Annotated in this window: 11 protein-coding genes and 1 tRNA gene; 2 read left to right on the top strand and 10 right to left on the bottom strand. The window is 70.0% G+C overall.

The window, feature by feature from the left end:
- Positions 1 to 39 precede the first annotated feature (39 nt).
- The 7 genes from UA74_RS24300 to ggt form a co-directional block, all read right to left on the bottom strand.
- A complete protein-coding gene (locus UA74_RS24300; protein ID WP_075765552.1) occupies positions 40 to 594 on the bottom strand; it encodes an RICIN domain-containing protein in 555 nt (184 codons plus the stop codon).
- Positions 595 to 1,104: 510 nt separating this feature from the next.
- Complete coding sequence (locus UA74_RS24305) at positions 1,105 to 1,485, bottom strand: hypothetical protein (RefSeq protein ID WP_198042852.1); 381 nt, start codon at positions 1,483 to 1,485, stop codon at positions 1,105 to 1,107.
- Positions 1,486 to 1,597: 112 nt separating this feature from the next.
- Positions 1,598 to 3,670: a beta-galactosidase gene (locus UA74_RS24310; protein WP_075742316.1), complete on the bottom strand. Its 2,073-nt coding sequence runs from the start codon at positions 3,668 to 3,670 to the stop codon at positions 1,598 to 1,600.
- A gap of 217 nt (positions 3,671 to 3,887) precedes the next feature.
- On the bottom strand, positions 3,888 to 5,219 hold the full coding sequence (locus tag UA74_RS24315) for an ABC transporter substrate-binding protein (protein ID WP_075742317.1): 1,332 nt from the start codon (positions 5,217 to 5,219) through the stop codon (positions 3,888 to 3,890).
- A gap of 100 nt (positions 5,220 to 5,319) precedes the next feature.
- Positions 5,320 to 6,249: a carbohydrate ABC transporter permease gene (locus UA74_RS24320; RefSeq protein ID WP_075742318.1), complete on the bottom strand. Its 930-nt coding sequence runs from the start codon at positions 6,247 to 6,249 to the stop codon at positions 5,320 to 5,322.
- Between the two features lie 4 nt (positions 6,250 to 6,253).
- The gene (locus UA74_RS24325; RefSeq protein WP_075742319.1) at positions 6,254 to 7,183 is read right to left on the bottom strand and encodes a carbohydrate ABC transporter permease; all 930 of its coding nucleotides are present in this window, start codon (positions 7,181 to 7,183) and stop codon (positions 6,254 to 6,256) included.
- 628 nt (positions 7,184 to 7,811) lie between these two features.
- On the bottom strand, positions 7,812 to 9,641 hold the full coding sequence (gene ggt, locus UA74_RS24330) for a gamma-glutamyltransferase (protein ID WP_075742320.1): 1,830 nt from the start codon (positions 9,639 to 9,641) through the stop codon (positions 7,812 to 7,814).
- A gap of 504 nt (positions 9,642 to 10,145) precedes the next feature.
- Here ggt and UA74_RS24335 point away from each other — a divergent pair.
- Positions 10,146 to 10,219: transfer RNA gene (locus UA74_RS24335), tRNA-Ile, on the top strand.
- Between the two features lie 226 nt (positions 10,220 to 10,445).
- Here the strand turns inward: UA74_RS24335 and UA74_RS24340 are convergent.
- Together UA74_RS24340 and UA74_RS24345 are read right to left on the bottom strand one after the other, a co-directional pair.
- Positions 10,446 to 10,916: a hemerythrin domain-containing protein gene (locus UA74_RS24340; RefSeq protein WP_075765554.1), complete on the bottom strand. Its 471-nt coding sequence runs from the start codon at positions 10,914 to 10,916 to the stop codon at positions 10,446 to 10,448.
- Positions 10,917 to 11,156: 240 nt separating this feature from the next.
- Positions 11,157 to 11,699, bottom strand: a complete 543-nt coding sequence (locus tag UA74_RS24345) for a PadR family transcriptional regulator (protein WP_075742336.1) — start codon at positions 11,697 to 11,699, stop codon at positions 11,157 to 11,159.
- A 73-nt stretch (positions 11,700 to 11,772) separates the two neighbouring features.
- Between UA74_RS24345 and UA74_RS24350 the strand changes: the two genes are divergently transcribed.
- Complete coding sequence (locus UA74_RS24350) at positions 11,773 to 12,915, top strand: serine hydrolase domain-containing protein (RefSeq protein ID WP_198042853.1); 1,143 nt, start codon at positions 11,773 to 11,775, stop codon at positions 12,913 to 12,915.
- A 100-nt stretch (positions 12,916 to 13,015) separates the two neighbouring features.
- On the opposite strand, the gene UA74_RS24355 is transcribed toward UA74_RS24350, so the two are convergent.
- The gene (locus UA74_RS24355; RefSeq protein ID WP_232237417.1) at positions 13,016 to 14,731 is read right to left on the bottom strand and encodes a CocE/NonD family hydrolase; all 1,716 of its coding nucleotides are present in this window, start codon (positions 14,729 to 14,731) and stop codon (positions 13,016 to 13,018) included.
- Between the last annotated feature and the right edge of the window lie 147 nt (positions 14,732 to 14,878).

Consider the following 14,878-nt stretch of genomic DNA (forward strand, 5'->3'; position numbering starts at 1 on the left):
CCGCCTGTCTCGGTGCCTGCCTGCGATCCGCCTACCCGATCACGACCCGGCGGGATCGGTCTCGTCGATCACCTGCCAGCGCTGGCGCGCGCCGGAGTTGGGCGTCCAGACCGAGACCTCGGCGCCGTCGTGCGTCGCCTCCCCGCTCACCTCCAGGAGCAGGCCCGCCTCGGCGTTGATCAGCGTCCAGGTCCCGTCGCCGGTGGTCGAGCCGATCCACTGCGCGGCGGCGTCCGCCTGTCCCTGCGCGTCCTCGAGGCCGACCTCGTCGTCCCGCAGCGCCGGCCGCCGATCGGTGTCGGCGGTGGTGACGACGTAACGGGCCCGGTTGCTGAGGTCCTCGGCCGAATCGGCGACCCTGGTCAGCCGCCACGCCTGCGCGGCGTTCCCGTCGACCGGGGTGCGGATCTCCGTGCCCGTGCCGTCGGCGGCGACCGTCAGGGATCGGCCGCTGCCGACCCCGGTAAGCCGGTAGTCCCGGCCGTCCCGAATCGTCGCGGCGTCCTCGGCCACCCCGGACACGCCGCTCACCGCCAGCGTGGCGACCGACCGGGCGGGGACCTCCACCGTGGCCGTGCCCGTGGCGGCGTCCACGGGCACCTGCGGGACGAGCCCCCGTCTGCGCTGGTCGCCACCGGGGTCACCGTGGCATCGGCAGCGACGTCGGCGAACCGGATGCCGTGCGCCGCCTCCAGACGTTCCACCGCGCCCACCAGGGTCCGCGGCGAAGTCCTCGACGTCGTCCACCTTGAGCTGATCCTGCTGCGCGTCGAACCCGCCGGAGACATACCCGCTCAGAGCCTGTCGTTGATCCCTGCCTTCGGAGTTGCGCGGGGCCGGCGCGGCGATCTGCGGCGTTGTCGTCGGTCACCATGACTCCGCCATGGCTCCCTCCTGTCGCCTGGCAGCTCATCCACGCCGATCCCCGCTCACGACGGAGAGGAATCAAAGACAGACTCTCAGTCATGAACCACGGCGGCGAGTTGCTGAAGGCCTCCCAGTGGTCGATCTGCCCCTTGATCCGGTCGACCCACCATCGCTTTAGTCTGATCCGCGTCCGGGTTCCCGTGCGCCGGATCGTCCGCCGACCACCAGTCGACGTCCTCACGGGTCGTGCCCGCCGGCGCCTGCCACCAGCCCGGCACCGCAGCCCCGGCGCGCAGGTAGTCCGGCACGTCGGGGGCGTTCCCGCCGCCGATGTTGTAGCGGGCGAGGTTCAGGGCCAGCCCCTCGGCGGGCGAAGACCAGCTCGGCGAGTTCCTCGCGGATCTCGTCGGGATAGCCCCCGGTGGCGCTGGCGAACCAGACCAGGCTGGTGCCCCAGCCCTCGAAATCCGGCCCCTGGTAGGAGGGGTCGGGGGTGATGGTGACCGCCGAGGCGGGCTTCACCGCGACGGCGGGCCCGGCCCCCGCTGCGGCGGAGCCGGTCGCCATCGCGATGACGCCCAGGCCTGCAACCAGGCGCTGCGTACGTGGTCGTCTCATTCCGGTGTCCTCTCGAGTCCTTGACGAGCGGTGCGGAGATGAACTCGTGGCCGAGACGACTTCGGCGGTGAGCGCCGGGCCTCGGCGGTCGATCCGGATCAGCGGGTCTCGATCAGGCGGTCTCCTCCGGGGAGCGGCTCAGCACCAGGACGTCCCTCGGCCCCAGCACCAGCGGCGACGGCCCCGAGTCCTCGGCCCCGCGCTGCGTCCCGGTCCCGGCGAGGACCTCGCCGAGCACGCCGGGCAGTTCGACGGGTTCGTCCGTGCGATTGACCAGGAACCAGTAGACGGCGTCCGCCGAGCGGCGCACCGTCAGCTCGACGCTGCCGCGCGCGGACTCGGGCAGCTCGCTGGCCACGCCCGCCGCGCCGAGGAGTCGGGCCAGCACGCCGCGCAGACCGTCGGGCCCCAGCCGGGTCGACACGTAGGAGGCCGAGCCCGCGCCGACCACGCGCCGCGTCACGGCGGGCAGACCGGCCAGGTCGCCGTCGGCGTAGCGGGTCAGCACCTCCACGTCGGACTCGACGCGGCTGATCCGGTCGGTCCACAGCGTCCCGATCCCGCCGTCGTCGAGCACGGCCTGCCGACCGTCCAGCAGCGGCTCGAACTCCTCGATCCGGATGCCGAGCAGCTCACGCAGCGCCCCCGGATATCCGCCGAGCCAGGCGTGGTCGTTCTCGTCGACGATCCCGGAGAAGTAGGTGGTGACCAGGTGTCCGCCGCCCTGGACGTAGTCGGCGAGCCGGTCGCGCAGCTCTGCGGTGACCACGTGCAGCACGGGCGCGATGACGACGTCGTAGCCTGCCAGCTCAGCCGCCACCGGGACGACGTCGACCCGGACGCCCTCGGCGAGGAAGGCCGAGTACCAGTCCAGCGCCTCACGGTGGTACCGCAGCAGCGAGGTCGGGTGCGAGTCCTGCTCGCTGGCCCACCACGACTGCCAGTCGAAGACGATGGCGGCCCGGGCGGGCTCGCGGGCGGAACCGGCGATCGGCGCGAGGTCGCGCAGCAGTCCGCCGAGCCGAGTGACCGAGCGGAACACCTCGCTGTCGGCCCCGGCGTGCGGCACCATCGCCGAGTGGTACTTCTCGGCCCCGGCTGCGGACTGCCGCCACTGGAAGTAGCAGACCGCGTCGGCCCCGTGGGCGACGTGCACCAGCGAGTCCCGCGCGAGTTCGCCTGCCCTCTTGGCCAGGTTCACCGGCTGCCAGTTCACCGCACTCGTCGAGTGCTCCATGAGGAACCACGGGCTGCCTCCCGCGATGCCGCTGGTGAGGTTCGCCGAGAAGGACAGCTCGTCGCGGGCCTGTGGACCGGGAATGACGTAGTGGTCGTTGGAGACGAAGTCGACCTCGCTCGCCCAGTCCGCGTAGTCCATCCGCTTCGTGCCGCCCATGACCATGAAGTTCGTGGTGACCGGCACCTCCGGCGTGATCCGGCGCAGGATCTCGCGCTCGGCCACCAGGTAGTCCTTGAGCGCGTCGGAGGAGAAGCGGGCGAAGTCGAGCTGCTGGGTCGGATTGGGATGCGAGGCCGCGAGTCGGGGCGGCAGGATCTGGTCCCACTCGGAGTAACGCTGGGCCCAGAAGGCCGTTCCCCAGGCGTGGTTGAGGCCGTCGAGCGTGGTGTAGCGGGCCCGCAGCCACTGGCGGAAGGCGCGCGCGGCGTCGTCGGAGTAGTCGTAGACGTTGTGGCAGCCCAGCTCGTTGGACACGTGCCAGGCGACCAGCGCCGGATGGTCCCGATACCGCTCGGCCAGCGCGGTGACCAGTCGCAGGGCGTGTTCCCGGAACACCGGCGAGGTCGGTCGCCAGTGCTGGCGGGCGCCCGGCGAGAGGACCTCGCCGGTTCGCGTGACGGGCAGGATCTCGGGGTGTTCGGCAGCCAGCCACGGCGGCGGCGACGCGGTGGCCGTGGCCAGGTCGACGGCGATCCCGTTGGCGTGCAGCAGGTCCATCGCCTCGTCGAGCCAGGCGAAGTCCCACTCCTCGCGCCGAGGCTGGATGCGGGCCCAGGAGAAGATGCCGAGCGACACGATCGTGACGCCCGCCTGGCGCATCAGGGCGACGTCGTCGTCCCACACCGATCGCGGCCACTGTTCCGGGTTGTAGTCGGCCCCGAAGGCCAGCCCCCTCGGGGAGCCGGTCGGCATTCGCAGCCAGCGCGGGGAGGTGGGGGAAGACATGTCGATCCTCTCGATGCGTGGGCGGGGGTCGTGTCGTTCGTGTGCGGCGGTCTCGGACAGCCGAGCGCTGCGGTGGTTCGCCGACGGGCTTCGTCGGGTCTGTCGAGTTCGCGACGTGGCAGGCCCTCCCGTCGTCGGGGTGGTCACGGCGTCCGCGCGGCGAGCTCGGACGCGCGACCTGCGGACGGACTCGGCCGTGCCGGACCGCCCGCCGTGCTCAGCCGACGTCGAAGCCCTGGTCGACGCCGTAGGCCGACACGCTGTCCTCCCAACGGCCCAACGCGTCGGCCAGCGGTAAGTCCGAGACGTAGGCCTGACCGACGGTGTCGTTGAAGATCGAGTTCGCATACGCCTGATAGGGCAGGTAGGACCAGTCGTCGGCGACACCGGCCGCCGCGTCGGCGAAGATCTGGTTCGCCTGCTGGCCGCCGAAGTACGGCAGCTCGGCCGAGAGGAACTCCTCGGACTCCAGCTCGGCGACGGTCGCCGGGAAGGCCCCGGCGTCCAGGCGGGTGACCACGCCCTCTCCGGTCGTCACGTAGTCGATGAAGGCGTAGGCGAGCAGCTTGTTCCCGCTCGCCGTCGGCACGGCCAGCCCGCTGCCGCCGTTCTCCGCCTCGGCGGACTCGCCCGCCGCCCACTGCGGCAGCGGCGCCACCCGCCACGATCCCGCGCCGGAGGGGACACCGGAGGAGAGGTTGGCGGGCATCCAGGCCCCGGTCGCGAGACTGGCGATGCTGCCGTCCGCCATCCCCTGGTACCACTCGTCGGTCCAGGAGTTGATCGGCGAGACCAGGTCCTCGTCGATGAGCTGCTGCCAGATCTCGGTGTAGCGGGCGGTGCCCTCATCGGAGAAGTCGATCTCCACGCTGGTGCCGTCCACGGTGAAGGGGCGCCCGCCCGCCTGCCAGATGAGGCTGGTGGTCAGGCCCGCCTCGCCGTTGTCGCTGGTGATGTAGACGTCCGGGTCCGCAGCCTGCAGCGCACGCGCCGCGTCGAGATACTCCTCCCAGGTGGTCGGCACCTCGACGCCGTGTTCCTCGAAGAGGTCCTGGTTGTAGAACAGTGCCATCGGCCCGGAGTCCATCGGCAGGGCGTGCACTCCCCCGCCGCCGGTCACCGAGTTCCACGGCCCCGGCGAGAAGAGGTCTTCGAGATCGCCCGCCCCGAAGCCCGCCAGGTCCGACACCGCTCCGGAGACGGAGAACTGTCCCAGCGCGAAGTACTCGATCTGTGCCACGTCGGGACCGCCGTTGCCCGCGGAATGGGCGTTCTGCAGGGCGGCGTACTGGTCGTCGCCGGTGCCGACGTTGACGATCTCGACCTCCACGCCCGGATGCAGCTCCTGGAAGTCGACGGCGGTCTGGGCCAGCGTCGGCTCCCAGGCCCACACGGTGATCGAGCCGCCCTCGTCGAGCGCGGCCTGGATCTCGGCCGCCGAGGCCGAGGTGGGACCGTCGTCGCCACCGGAGCCGCAGGCGGTCAGGCCGAGGACGACGACGAGAGCGGTTCCGATGCCACGCGCGAGGCGGCGGGGACTCGTGTTCATGATCGACTCAGCTCGCTTCGCTGTCGGTGTCGAACGTGGACGATGGGCAGCAGGCCCGCCTGGGCGGCGAGGACCGGCGGCTGCCGAGGGGCGTCGGCGCTCACTCCTTGACGCTCCCGGCGGCCAGACCCGACTGCCAGTAGCGCTGAAGCAGCAGGAATGCGGCGATCAACGGCAGGATGGTGATCAGCGAACCGGTGATCACCAGGTGGAACACCACCTCGCCGCCCGCCGTCGCCGCCTGGGCGTTCCAGGCGTTGAGCCCCAGGGTCAGCGGGAACCAGTCGGGATCCCTGATCATGATCAGCGGCAGGAAGTAGTTGTTCCAGGTGGCGACCATGCTGAACAGCAGGACGGTGACCGTGCCGGGCACCAGCAGCGGGAGGCTGATGCGGAAGAAGCTCCTGATCTCCCCCGCACCGTCGATCCGCGCCGACTCCAGCAGCTCCCGAGGGATCGCCTGCGCCGCGAAGACCCACATCAGGTAGAGGCCGAACGGGGTGATCAGCGAGGGGATGATCACCGCCCACGGCGTGTTCGTCAGCCCCATCCGGCTGAACATCAGGAACGTCGGGACGGCCAGCGCGGTGCCCGGCACGGCGACCGCGCCGATGACGACGGCGAAGACGGCGCGCTTGCCGGGGAAGTCGAAGATCGCGAGCGCGTAGCCGCCGAGCACCGCGAGGAAGGTCGCGCCGCCCGCGCCCACGACGACGTAGAGCAGCGTGTTGGCCAGCCAGCGGGCGAAGACGCCGCCGTCGTAGGTGAAGGTGGCGACGATGTTGTCCCAGAGCGCGAAGTCCTCGGCGAACCACAGGCCGAAGGAGTCGAACAGCCCGCCCGGCGTCTTGGTCGCGTTGATGAGCAGCCAGCCGAGCGGCAGGAGGCTGTAGACGAGGATGAGGCCGGTGAGCACGGTGAGCAGCACGCTGCGACGCGGGCGGGTGACCGTGCTCGGCCGTCGCGGCGTCCGCAGCCGGGCGTATCCGGGCCCCTTGCTCCGAGGGGCGGTGGTGACCGGGGTGCTCATCGACTCACACGTCCTTTCGCATGCCGCGAAGCTGCACCGCGTAGGCGATGACCATCGTGACGAGCCCCATGAGGATCGCGACCGTCGCCGCGTAGTTGTGCTGCTGCGCGGCGAACGAGAGCGAGAAGGTGTACAGGTTCGGCGTGAAGTAGGTGCTGATCGCGTTCGGCGCGAGATTCTGCAGGATGCTGGGCTCGTTGAAGAGCTGGAAGCTCCCGATGATCGAGAAGATCGTGGCGATCACCATCGCGCCTCGGATCGCGGGCAGCTTCACCGAGGTGATGACCCGCAGTTGCCCGGCTCCGTCGATCTCCGCCGCCTCGTAGAGCGAGTGCGGGATGACGCGCAGCGCCGAGTAGAAGATCAGCATGTTGTACCCGATGAACTCCCAGGTCACGATGTTGCCGATCGAGGCGAGTACGAGATCCGGCGACAGCGGGTTGGGCAGGGTGATGCCGAAGGCGTCGTTGATGTTGCCGACGAGCCCGAAGCGCGTGCCGTACATGAAGCCCCACATCAGCGTGGCGACCACGGCGGGCACCGCGTAGGGCAGGAAGATCGAGATCCGGAAGAAGCTCCGGCCGTAGAGCCTGCCGCTGTCGATCGCCAGCGCGACCAGCAGCGCGATGCCCAGCATGATCGGCACCTGCACGGCCAGGAACAGTCCCACCCGGCCTAAAGCCTGCCAGAACTGTGGGTCGGCCATGGCCCGCTGGTAGTTCTCCAGGCCGACGAAGGAGTTGCCGCCGACCAGCTTGTCCCGGAAGAAGCTCAGATAGATCGAATACGCGATCGGCGCGAGGAACACCAGGGCGAAGACGACCATGAACGGTCCCATGAAGCCCCAGCCGACCCAGGATCGACGATCGGCCTGACCGGCTCCGGAGGCCGAGCGTCTCGACCGCCCTACCGGCGGCGATGACAGCGCTGTCATGTGGCTCCCTAGCTCCCACCACCGGAGGCTCCATCGCCTTCGGGGGCCGATGTTTACGTAACCATCGAGGTGCGCGAAATGCTGTCACCGCTGGGTGAAGGTCGTCAAGAGAGCGCGCGGCGGCCTCAATCGATGAAGGGGGCTCTGAGTCGAACCGCACGCCTGACGCCGAGCGCGTGCGCTGCCTGGACAGGCGCCAGTGCCCGGATGCCCGCCGTCCCCGATCGCGGCAGCAGAGGCCGTTCGACCCCGTGCAGCGCGGCGGCCTGACCACCCAGGCACCCGAGGCGCACCGGGGTGCCCGCCCAGGCGATCGGTGACCTCCGCAGGCCGTCCGGCCCCCGCAGTCAGGCCGGATCCGGCCATCTGCGCAGCCGGCGGCCGAGGCCGACGGGTCTCCTGCGCCTGAACCGCGAAGACAGCCGGCCTCGTCGAGCCTGCGTGGCATGTCCCGATCGGGACACCGTTACCACCGCAGGGCCGCCGCAGGCCGGTCTGCCCGGCGGTGCCGAAGCACATCGGTCCGCAGTGCCCTGCTTCCGACGGCATCCCGGCCGTCGCCTGCCCGCCGCCGTCGCCTACCCGCCGGCTCCGCCTGCCCGCAGGCACAGCCCGTCCGCACCGGTCCTCAACCGGTCTGATCCGCAGGCGTTGGCCGCACGACCGCAGCCGCGCCACCGCCCCGGCGCACCGGTTCGGCGGCGGCCAGCCACCGTCCGTCCGGCAGCCGCTCCACCCCGGTGACCGCACCGATCGACGAGGGTTGCGTGGCGAACCCCTGGCCTCGGTCCCGCAGCTCGGCGACGGCGGGCAGGTCGAGGAACGCCTGCTCGACCCCGGCCGTGGCGGCATTGCGCTGCGAGACGCGTGGCGCGGCGACGGCCGCAGGCAGCGAGAGGCCTCGGTCCAACCGCTGGAGCAGCACCCCGAGGATCGTGGTGATGATCGTGGTGCCACCCGGAGACCCGACGGCCAGCAGCGGCTCGCCGTCGCGGAGCACGATGGTCGGTGTCATCGAGGAGCGCGGCCGCTTGCCCGCATCGGGAAGGTTCGGGTCCGGAACGCCGGGCGTGACCGGCGTGAACGAGAAATCGGTCAGCTCGTTGTTCAACAGGAAGCCGCGACCGGGCACCACCATGCCGCTGCCGCCCTCCTGCTCGATAGTCAGTGTGTAGGCCACCACGTTGCCCCAGCGATCGGCCACGGTCAGGTGGGTGGTGCTCTCCCCCTCGTAAGGCGTCGGCGCAGGCGGGCCGTGGCTGCCACAGGCCTCCGGACTGCGCGGATCGCCGGGGGCGACGGGACTGGTCAACGCCTGCCCGGCCTCGAGGTCGATCAGGCAGCTCCGGCTGTCGGCGAACTCCTGTCCGGCGAACTCGACGGCGGGCACGTCGGCGAAGTCCGGGTCGCCGATCCACCGGTTCCGATCGGCGAAGGAGATCCGACTGGCCTCCAGATAGCCGTGCAGGTAGTCGGTCTCCGAGGCGTTCGCAAGGTCGAAGCGCTCCAGCATGTTCAGCGCCAGCCCCACGGTGAGCCCGCCGGAGGAGGGGGCAGGCATGCCGTAGACGTCCAGCCCCCGGTAGTCGACATGCGTGGGATCACGCGGCACGACGCGATACCCGGCAAGGTCGTCCACCGTCATCGCGCCAGGGCGGACGTTGCGGTCCGAAGCCGGGTCGACCCGCGGTTCTTGCACCGTCGCGGCGACGTCCGCGCCGATCTCCCCGCGATACAACGCGTCCACTCCGGAGCGGGCGAGCAGCCGATAGGTGTCGGCGAGATCGGGGTTGCGGAAGACCGAGCCGACTGCGGGAGCGTGGCCGTCGGGCAGGAACAGGTCGCGAGTGGCCGGGAAGACGGAGAACCGGTCCGCGTTGTTGGCGATCTGCCCGTGGAACGTCGAGTCCACGACGAACCCGTGCTCGGCGAGCCGCGTCGCGGGCCGCAGCAGGGCGGCGAGCGAACGCGTGCCCCACCGCTCGACGGCGTCCCGCCAGGTCGCAGGAGTGCCCGGGACCCCGACCGACAACCCGCTGGTGACAGCCTCGGAGAACGGCAACGGAGCACCGTCCTCAAGGAACAGGTTCTCGTCGACGGCGGCGGGCGCCGTCTCCCGGCCGTCCAGGGTGTGCACCCGCCCGGAGGCTGCGTCGAAATACATGATGAAGCCGCCGCCCCCGATGCCCGCGGAGAACGGATCGGTGACGCCCAGCGCGGCGGCGGTGGCCACGGCGGCGTCCACCGCGTTGCCCCCGCGCCGCAGCACGTCGATCCCGATCGCCGTGGCGTCCGCGTCCACGCTGGACACCGCACCGAAGTCGCCAACGGCCACCGGCTGTTTCGCGGTCGGCGGCGTATCTCCGACCGCGTGCGGCAGAGTCAGCGGGATAGCGGGACCGAGCAGTACCGTAGCGGCGGCGACGGCCAGGACCCGATGAGCGCGGCGAAGACGCATCGTGCAAGTCTCGCGACATTCCGTGCGCGGCCGCAATACTTCGGCTCAGGCCCGCTGTCGGTGATTTTCGGTCGGGCGAGGTCGCGGATTCTCCGGGACTGCGTGAGAGAGCCCGTCAGAGACCCCGGTTACCAGGCACATCAGCGGGGGCCGGTCGAGGAACACGCGGCACTACCGGCGGCCTCGCCGGCTTCCGACCGCGGCAGCCGTCCTCGCCATGCGACGGTCGGTCGCCCCACGAGGGTGGATTCTGGGTTGCTTCGCAGGTGTCGGTTCTTCTCCTGTCGATGTGTGGTGCGGTCGGCCGGGTCGGCGCGGTCGCCCGCATCCGATCAACCACAGCTGCGGAATCGTTCAGAATTCAACCACCGCAACCCGGCCCGCCGAGCCGTTGACCGACTCCGACCGGTCACCGAACCCGCGCCTCCCGAGACTCGCTAGGATCACGATCGCCCGATCCGCGCGACGAGGTTCCCCCTCCGAACGCGCAGGTCGACGGCGCCGGGGGCGGTAGCTCAGTCGGTTAGAGCAGGGGACTCATAATCCCTTGGCCGTGGGTTCGAGCCCCACCCGCCCCACAAGATCACGCCACGCGGAGCAGAGCGGCCCACGGCCGCTTGCATGGGCCGCTCGGCTTGCGTTTCGCCCAACACCCCAGCCAATCAGGCATGGCGGGCGTCACTGGTCATCACCAGTGAGCAAAGACCTCGCCGAGCATCAATCTTCGACGGCCTCGATCCTGCGACCGCCGCCGCGCCCGCAGCCGAAGACGGTCACGGCGACGGCCAACCAGTCACCAACGGCTCACAGCGGCCTCAGCACGTCACGGGGGTTCGCGTCGAGTCCGAGTGTGTCGAGCACGGACAGGAGGCTGCGTTCCTCGTAGCGGAAGTGGTTCTCCATGATCGCGGCGATCCCCTCGAGGTGTTGGTCGAGTTCGGCCGGGGAGGCGGCTCGCTCGACGGCCGTCTGCAGCTCGGCGAGGAGATAGGCGATCATCGAGTGATCCTGCTCCAGCAGTCGCAGGGTCTCGCGCAGCTCTGGATGCGCCGCCTCGATGGCGGGGAACAGGCTGCGATCTTCGCCTTCGTGGTGATCGGTCAGCGCAGCGCAGAAGCCGTGGCAGAACAGCAGCAGATCGCGGGTGGCGGACCCGGCGGTCTCGCCGTCGCGCACCGCGTCCCGGGTGATTCGCAGAGTTTCGCGCAGTCGCTGATGAACGGCGCGCAGTTCATGACTCCAGGCGGTCAGCCTGGCCTTCTCGCCCTCAGCCATACGAGGGCGAAGGGAACGACGTGGTCATCGTCGCGCTCCTTCGTGCTTCGACGCCTCCATGCCTGGCACTGCCTGCCACCGACACGCGACGCTGGAACCACGGTATCCGACCGCGGTTCGCCGCCGATCCCCGACGCCTGTCCCCTGTTCGGTCCCCGCCGCACCGACCTCCCGGCCACACCGACCTCCCGGCCACTACGGCGGACGGCGATCGACCCTGCCCGGCTGTCGTGATCACCGTCACGAACGACGCTGCGCTTCGTCGCGATCGATGTGGTCGCGGAACCGGCCGAGCATGAACCGCAGCGAGGCGAGGCCGTAGTCGAGGGTCGCACGCTGGTAGGTGGCGACCTCGCGAAGCTCCTCGGGGACGTCGGCGGCGTTGACGCGTTCGTCGAGCTCCGAGAGCTTCGCCAGGTCGGCCACGATGCGCGTCTCGATGCGGTGCAGTACCGGCGCGCGTTCTGGCTGGTCCAGCAGGCCGAGGAAGTAGAGCCGGGAGAGCGCTGCGCCCTCCAGATCCGATCCGGACAGCTCGCTCGTCATCCACGTGTGGAACTCCCGCCGACCGGCCTCGGTCACGCGGTACACCTTCCTGCCTCGGCCGACGGGTTCGACGCTGGCGACCTCGATGAGACCACGCTCGAGCAGGGAGTCCAGGGCGCGCTTGATGCTGCCCGAGCTGGCGCTGTAGAGGAGCGCGACGCCTGCCTCGAATGCCTTGATGAGGTCGTAGAGGCTCTGCGGCGCGATCAGGAGCAGGCCGAGGATCACGTGTGCCATGCGTCGAATCTAGCCTATAGTCTCTCATAGACATGTCTATGAGAGATGTCTATCCGCCGAGGAGGACCACCCCGTGACAGCGCCGCTCGCCATGACGCAGGCACCCGACAACCACGTGCCCGCCGACGTGGACACGCGACTGACCGACCTGCTCGCGGAGCTCGCTTCTCGCGGCGGGATTCGCCAGGCTGCCGTCGCCGTCGCAAGCGACGACGGCACGCAGCGCTGGTCGGCCGCCGCCGGTCCGGCCGACACCATCGCGCATCCGCTGCGTCCCGATACTCCGTTCTTCATCGCGAGCATCACCAAGCGGTTCGTCATCACGCTGGTGCTCCAGGCTCAGGAGCGCGGGGAGATCGACCTCGCTGCGCCGATCACCGACTATCTGCCCGCGAACACGATCACGGGTCTGCACGTCTTCGGCGGAGTCGACCGCACGTCCTCGATCACCGTGCGGCACCTCGCGAGCCACACCTCCGGGCTGCCGGACCATTTCGAGAGGCGTCGCGACGGCCCCAGTCTGAACGAGCACCTGCTCGCCGGTCGGGATACGGCCTGGACCTTCGAGGACGTGATCAGGACCACCCGCGACCGGCAACGTCCGCACTTCGCACCGCAGGATCTCGCTGCCCCGCGACAGAAGGCGCGCTACTCCGACACCGGCTTCCAGCTGCTCATTCGAATCCTGGAGACGGTGACCGGTCGGCCGTTCGCCGATCTGCTCGCCGAACGGATCACCGAGCCGCTCGGCCTGACCAGCACCTGGTTACCCGGTCACCGCCCGGCAGGCGCGACGACCACTGCACTGCTCCCGCTCTATTCGGGCCGAACCCCCGTGGAACTGACCTCGTTGCTGGAGTCCAGCAACGACCTGTTCAGCACCACCGGCGACCTGCTCGCCTTCCAACGGGCACTGCTTCGCGGCGACCTCTTCCGCGACCCGCACTCCCGAGGGCTGCTCACCGAGCGACGCAACCGCCTGCGCAACATTCCCATCCTGCGTTACGGACTGGGCACCATGTTCTACAAGGTCGGTCGTCTCGTGTCCGGGGGGCGCCGCCCTGTCACCCTCATCGGCCACTCGGGAGCCACCGGAACGTGGCTCTTTCACTGCCCGGAACTCCAGCTGCATCTGACCGGCACCGTCAACCAGGTCAAGGGGCAGGCCGTCCCCTTCAGCCTCATGGCGCGGGCGCTGGGCATCTGGCGGGCATGACCGGCCGACCTCGGAGTGCGTCCACGCCACGGATGCAGGCCCCGCCGCTGGGGTCGAAGCGGCGGGGCCTGGCTTGCGCACCCCCGTGCGGAGGGTCGGATCAGCCCCTGGCGGGCGGCACCGTGAAGGACGGGGTGCCGATGGGCAGCTCCTTGCTCCACGCCGCCAGATAGGTGTCCAGGTACGGTGCCCGCTCGCCGGGGACGCCGTTGTCATCGGCCGGGTCGTCCAGGGCCAGCTCGAGTTCGACGTCGTCGACCTGGATCGTCTCGTGGGCCGGGGTCTTGAGCCAGTCGCCGCCGGGCTGGATGGTGCCGATCTCGACGGCCAGGGAGTGGCCTGCGGCCATGGTCCAGTCGGTCGACTTGAGATCGAAGCCCATCGCGCCCGGCTTCACCCGGGAGACCTGCTCGTCGAACATGACCGCGTTGCCGTCCGGGGCGACGTCGTACAGCTTGACCATGAGGTCGCCGTATCCCCCGGCGGCCAGGGAGATGCGCGGCGTGCCGGTGATCCGGGTGTCCTGCTCAAGCGGCTCGGACCACTGGACGAACGTGTTCTCGTCCGTGGGGCCGGCCTCGGCGCCGTCGTCCAGGTAGGAGCCGCCGCCGATCGGGAGGGTGGCGGCGCTGTCCGTGACGGGCCAGGAGTCCTGGGCGCGCCAGGTGCCGTTGCTGTCCTGAACGGCGAAGTTCGGGTACTCGACGGACGGTTCGACGTCCTTGAGGTACTGGTCGTAGAAGGAGATCGTCTCCTCGAACCAGCCCTCGCGGCCCATGGCCAGTCTGCCGTCCTCGACACGGTCGTTGCCGCGCACGTGGTCCCACTGGCCGAGCCAGCCGCGCTGGGGTCCCTCGTGATTCTCCAGGAACTCCTGCATCGCCTCCGGCTCGGTGTTCCACTCGAGGAAGCCCTGGGTCACGAACAGCGGTGTGTCGGTGCCCTTGGCGTGTTCCGCGAAGTCGCGGGCCCGCCAGTACTCCGACTCCGGGTCGGCGTTCTGGTATCCGAGCAGGTTCTCCACGATGCACATCGGGTTGTCGTCCTCGTACGCGGCGTTCGCCAGATAGCGGGGATCGTCGTCCGGCATCTGGGGCAGCTCGGCGATCTTGTTGTACGCGTTGGCCGTGTTGACGATGGTGGTGCGGGGCACCCCGTTCGAGCGGATGTTGCGTTGCAGGTCCCAGATGGGTTCCTGGGCGACGACGGCCTTGAGGGCGTCCTGATCCAGGTTGTTGCCCATCAGGCCGGTGATGGCGTCCCAGGACTTGCCGTACATTCCCACGGCGCCGGTGGACCAGGACTGGTCCGCGGCCCAGTCGATCGCCGCCTTGACGTCGGCCTCGTCGCCGGGGCCCGCGAAGTCGAGGCAGCCGGTGGAGCCGCCGAAGCCGCGCGTGTCCACCATGACGAAGGCGTAGCCCCGGTCGAACAGGTCGGTGCCTTCGATGAAGTCGTTGAAGCGGTCCGAGGGGCCGGTGTGCGTCCAGTCTTCGACGTCGGTCTGCCCGGAGTGTCCGAAGTACGCGCCTGCCGACAGGATGACCGGCACCTGCTCGCCCTCGGCCAGGTCTGCGGGCAGCAGGACGTCGGCGTGCAGTTCCACCTCCGAGCCGTCCGAGGACGGAAAGTAGTGCTGCGTCCAGGCCGCACCCTCGGGGACGCGGTCGTTCTCCTCGTGGGTGACCGACTTGTCGGCCGTGGCGACCGCACCGGTCGCAGGCTCGGCGACGGCGGAGCCTGCCATCGCACCGGTCGCGGCGAGTACGACAGCGGCCGCGGCCGAGACAGCCACCGGATGTCGGGATCTGTTCACAAGTTCCTCCATAGCGGCGTGATGGTCGGCGGAAACCGCTTCGGAGGTCAGCAGACACCCGGCCGTAACGGCACAGTCAAACGTCGCCGTGGTGATTCGGTTCACAGATCACGCCGGAAGGTCATCGATGCGGCGCCGCCGTCGGAG

It is taken from the genome of Actinoalloteichus fjordicus (genome assembly GCF_001941625.1).
In the GTDB taxonomy this organism is placed as follows: Bacteria; Actinomycetota; Actinomycetes; order Mycobacteriales; family Pseudonocardiaceae; genus Actinoalloteichus_A; species Actinoalloteichus_A fjordicus.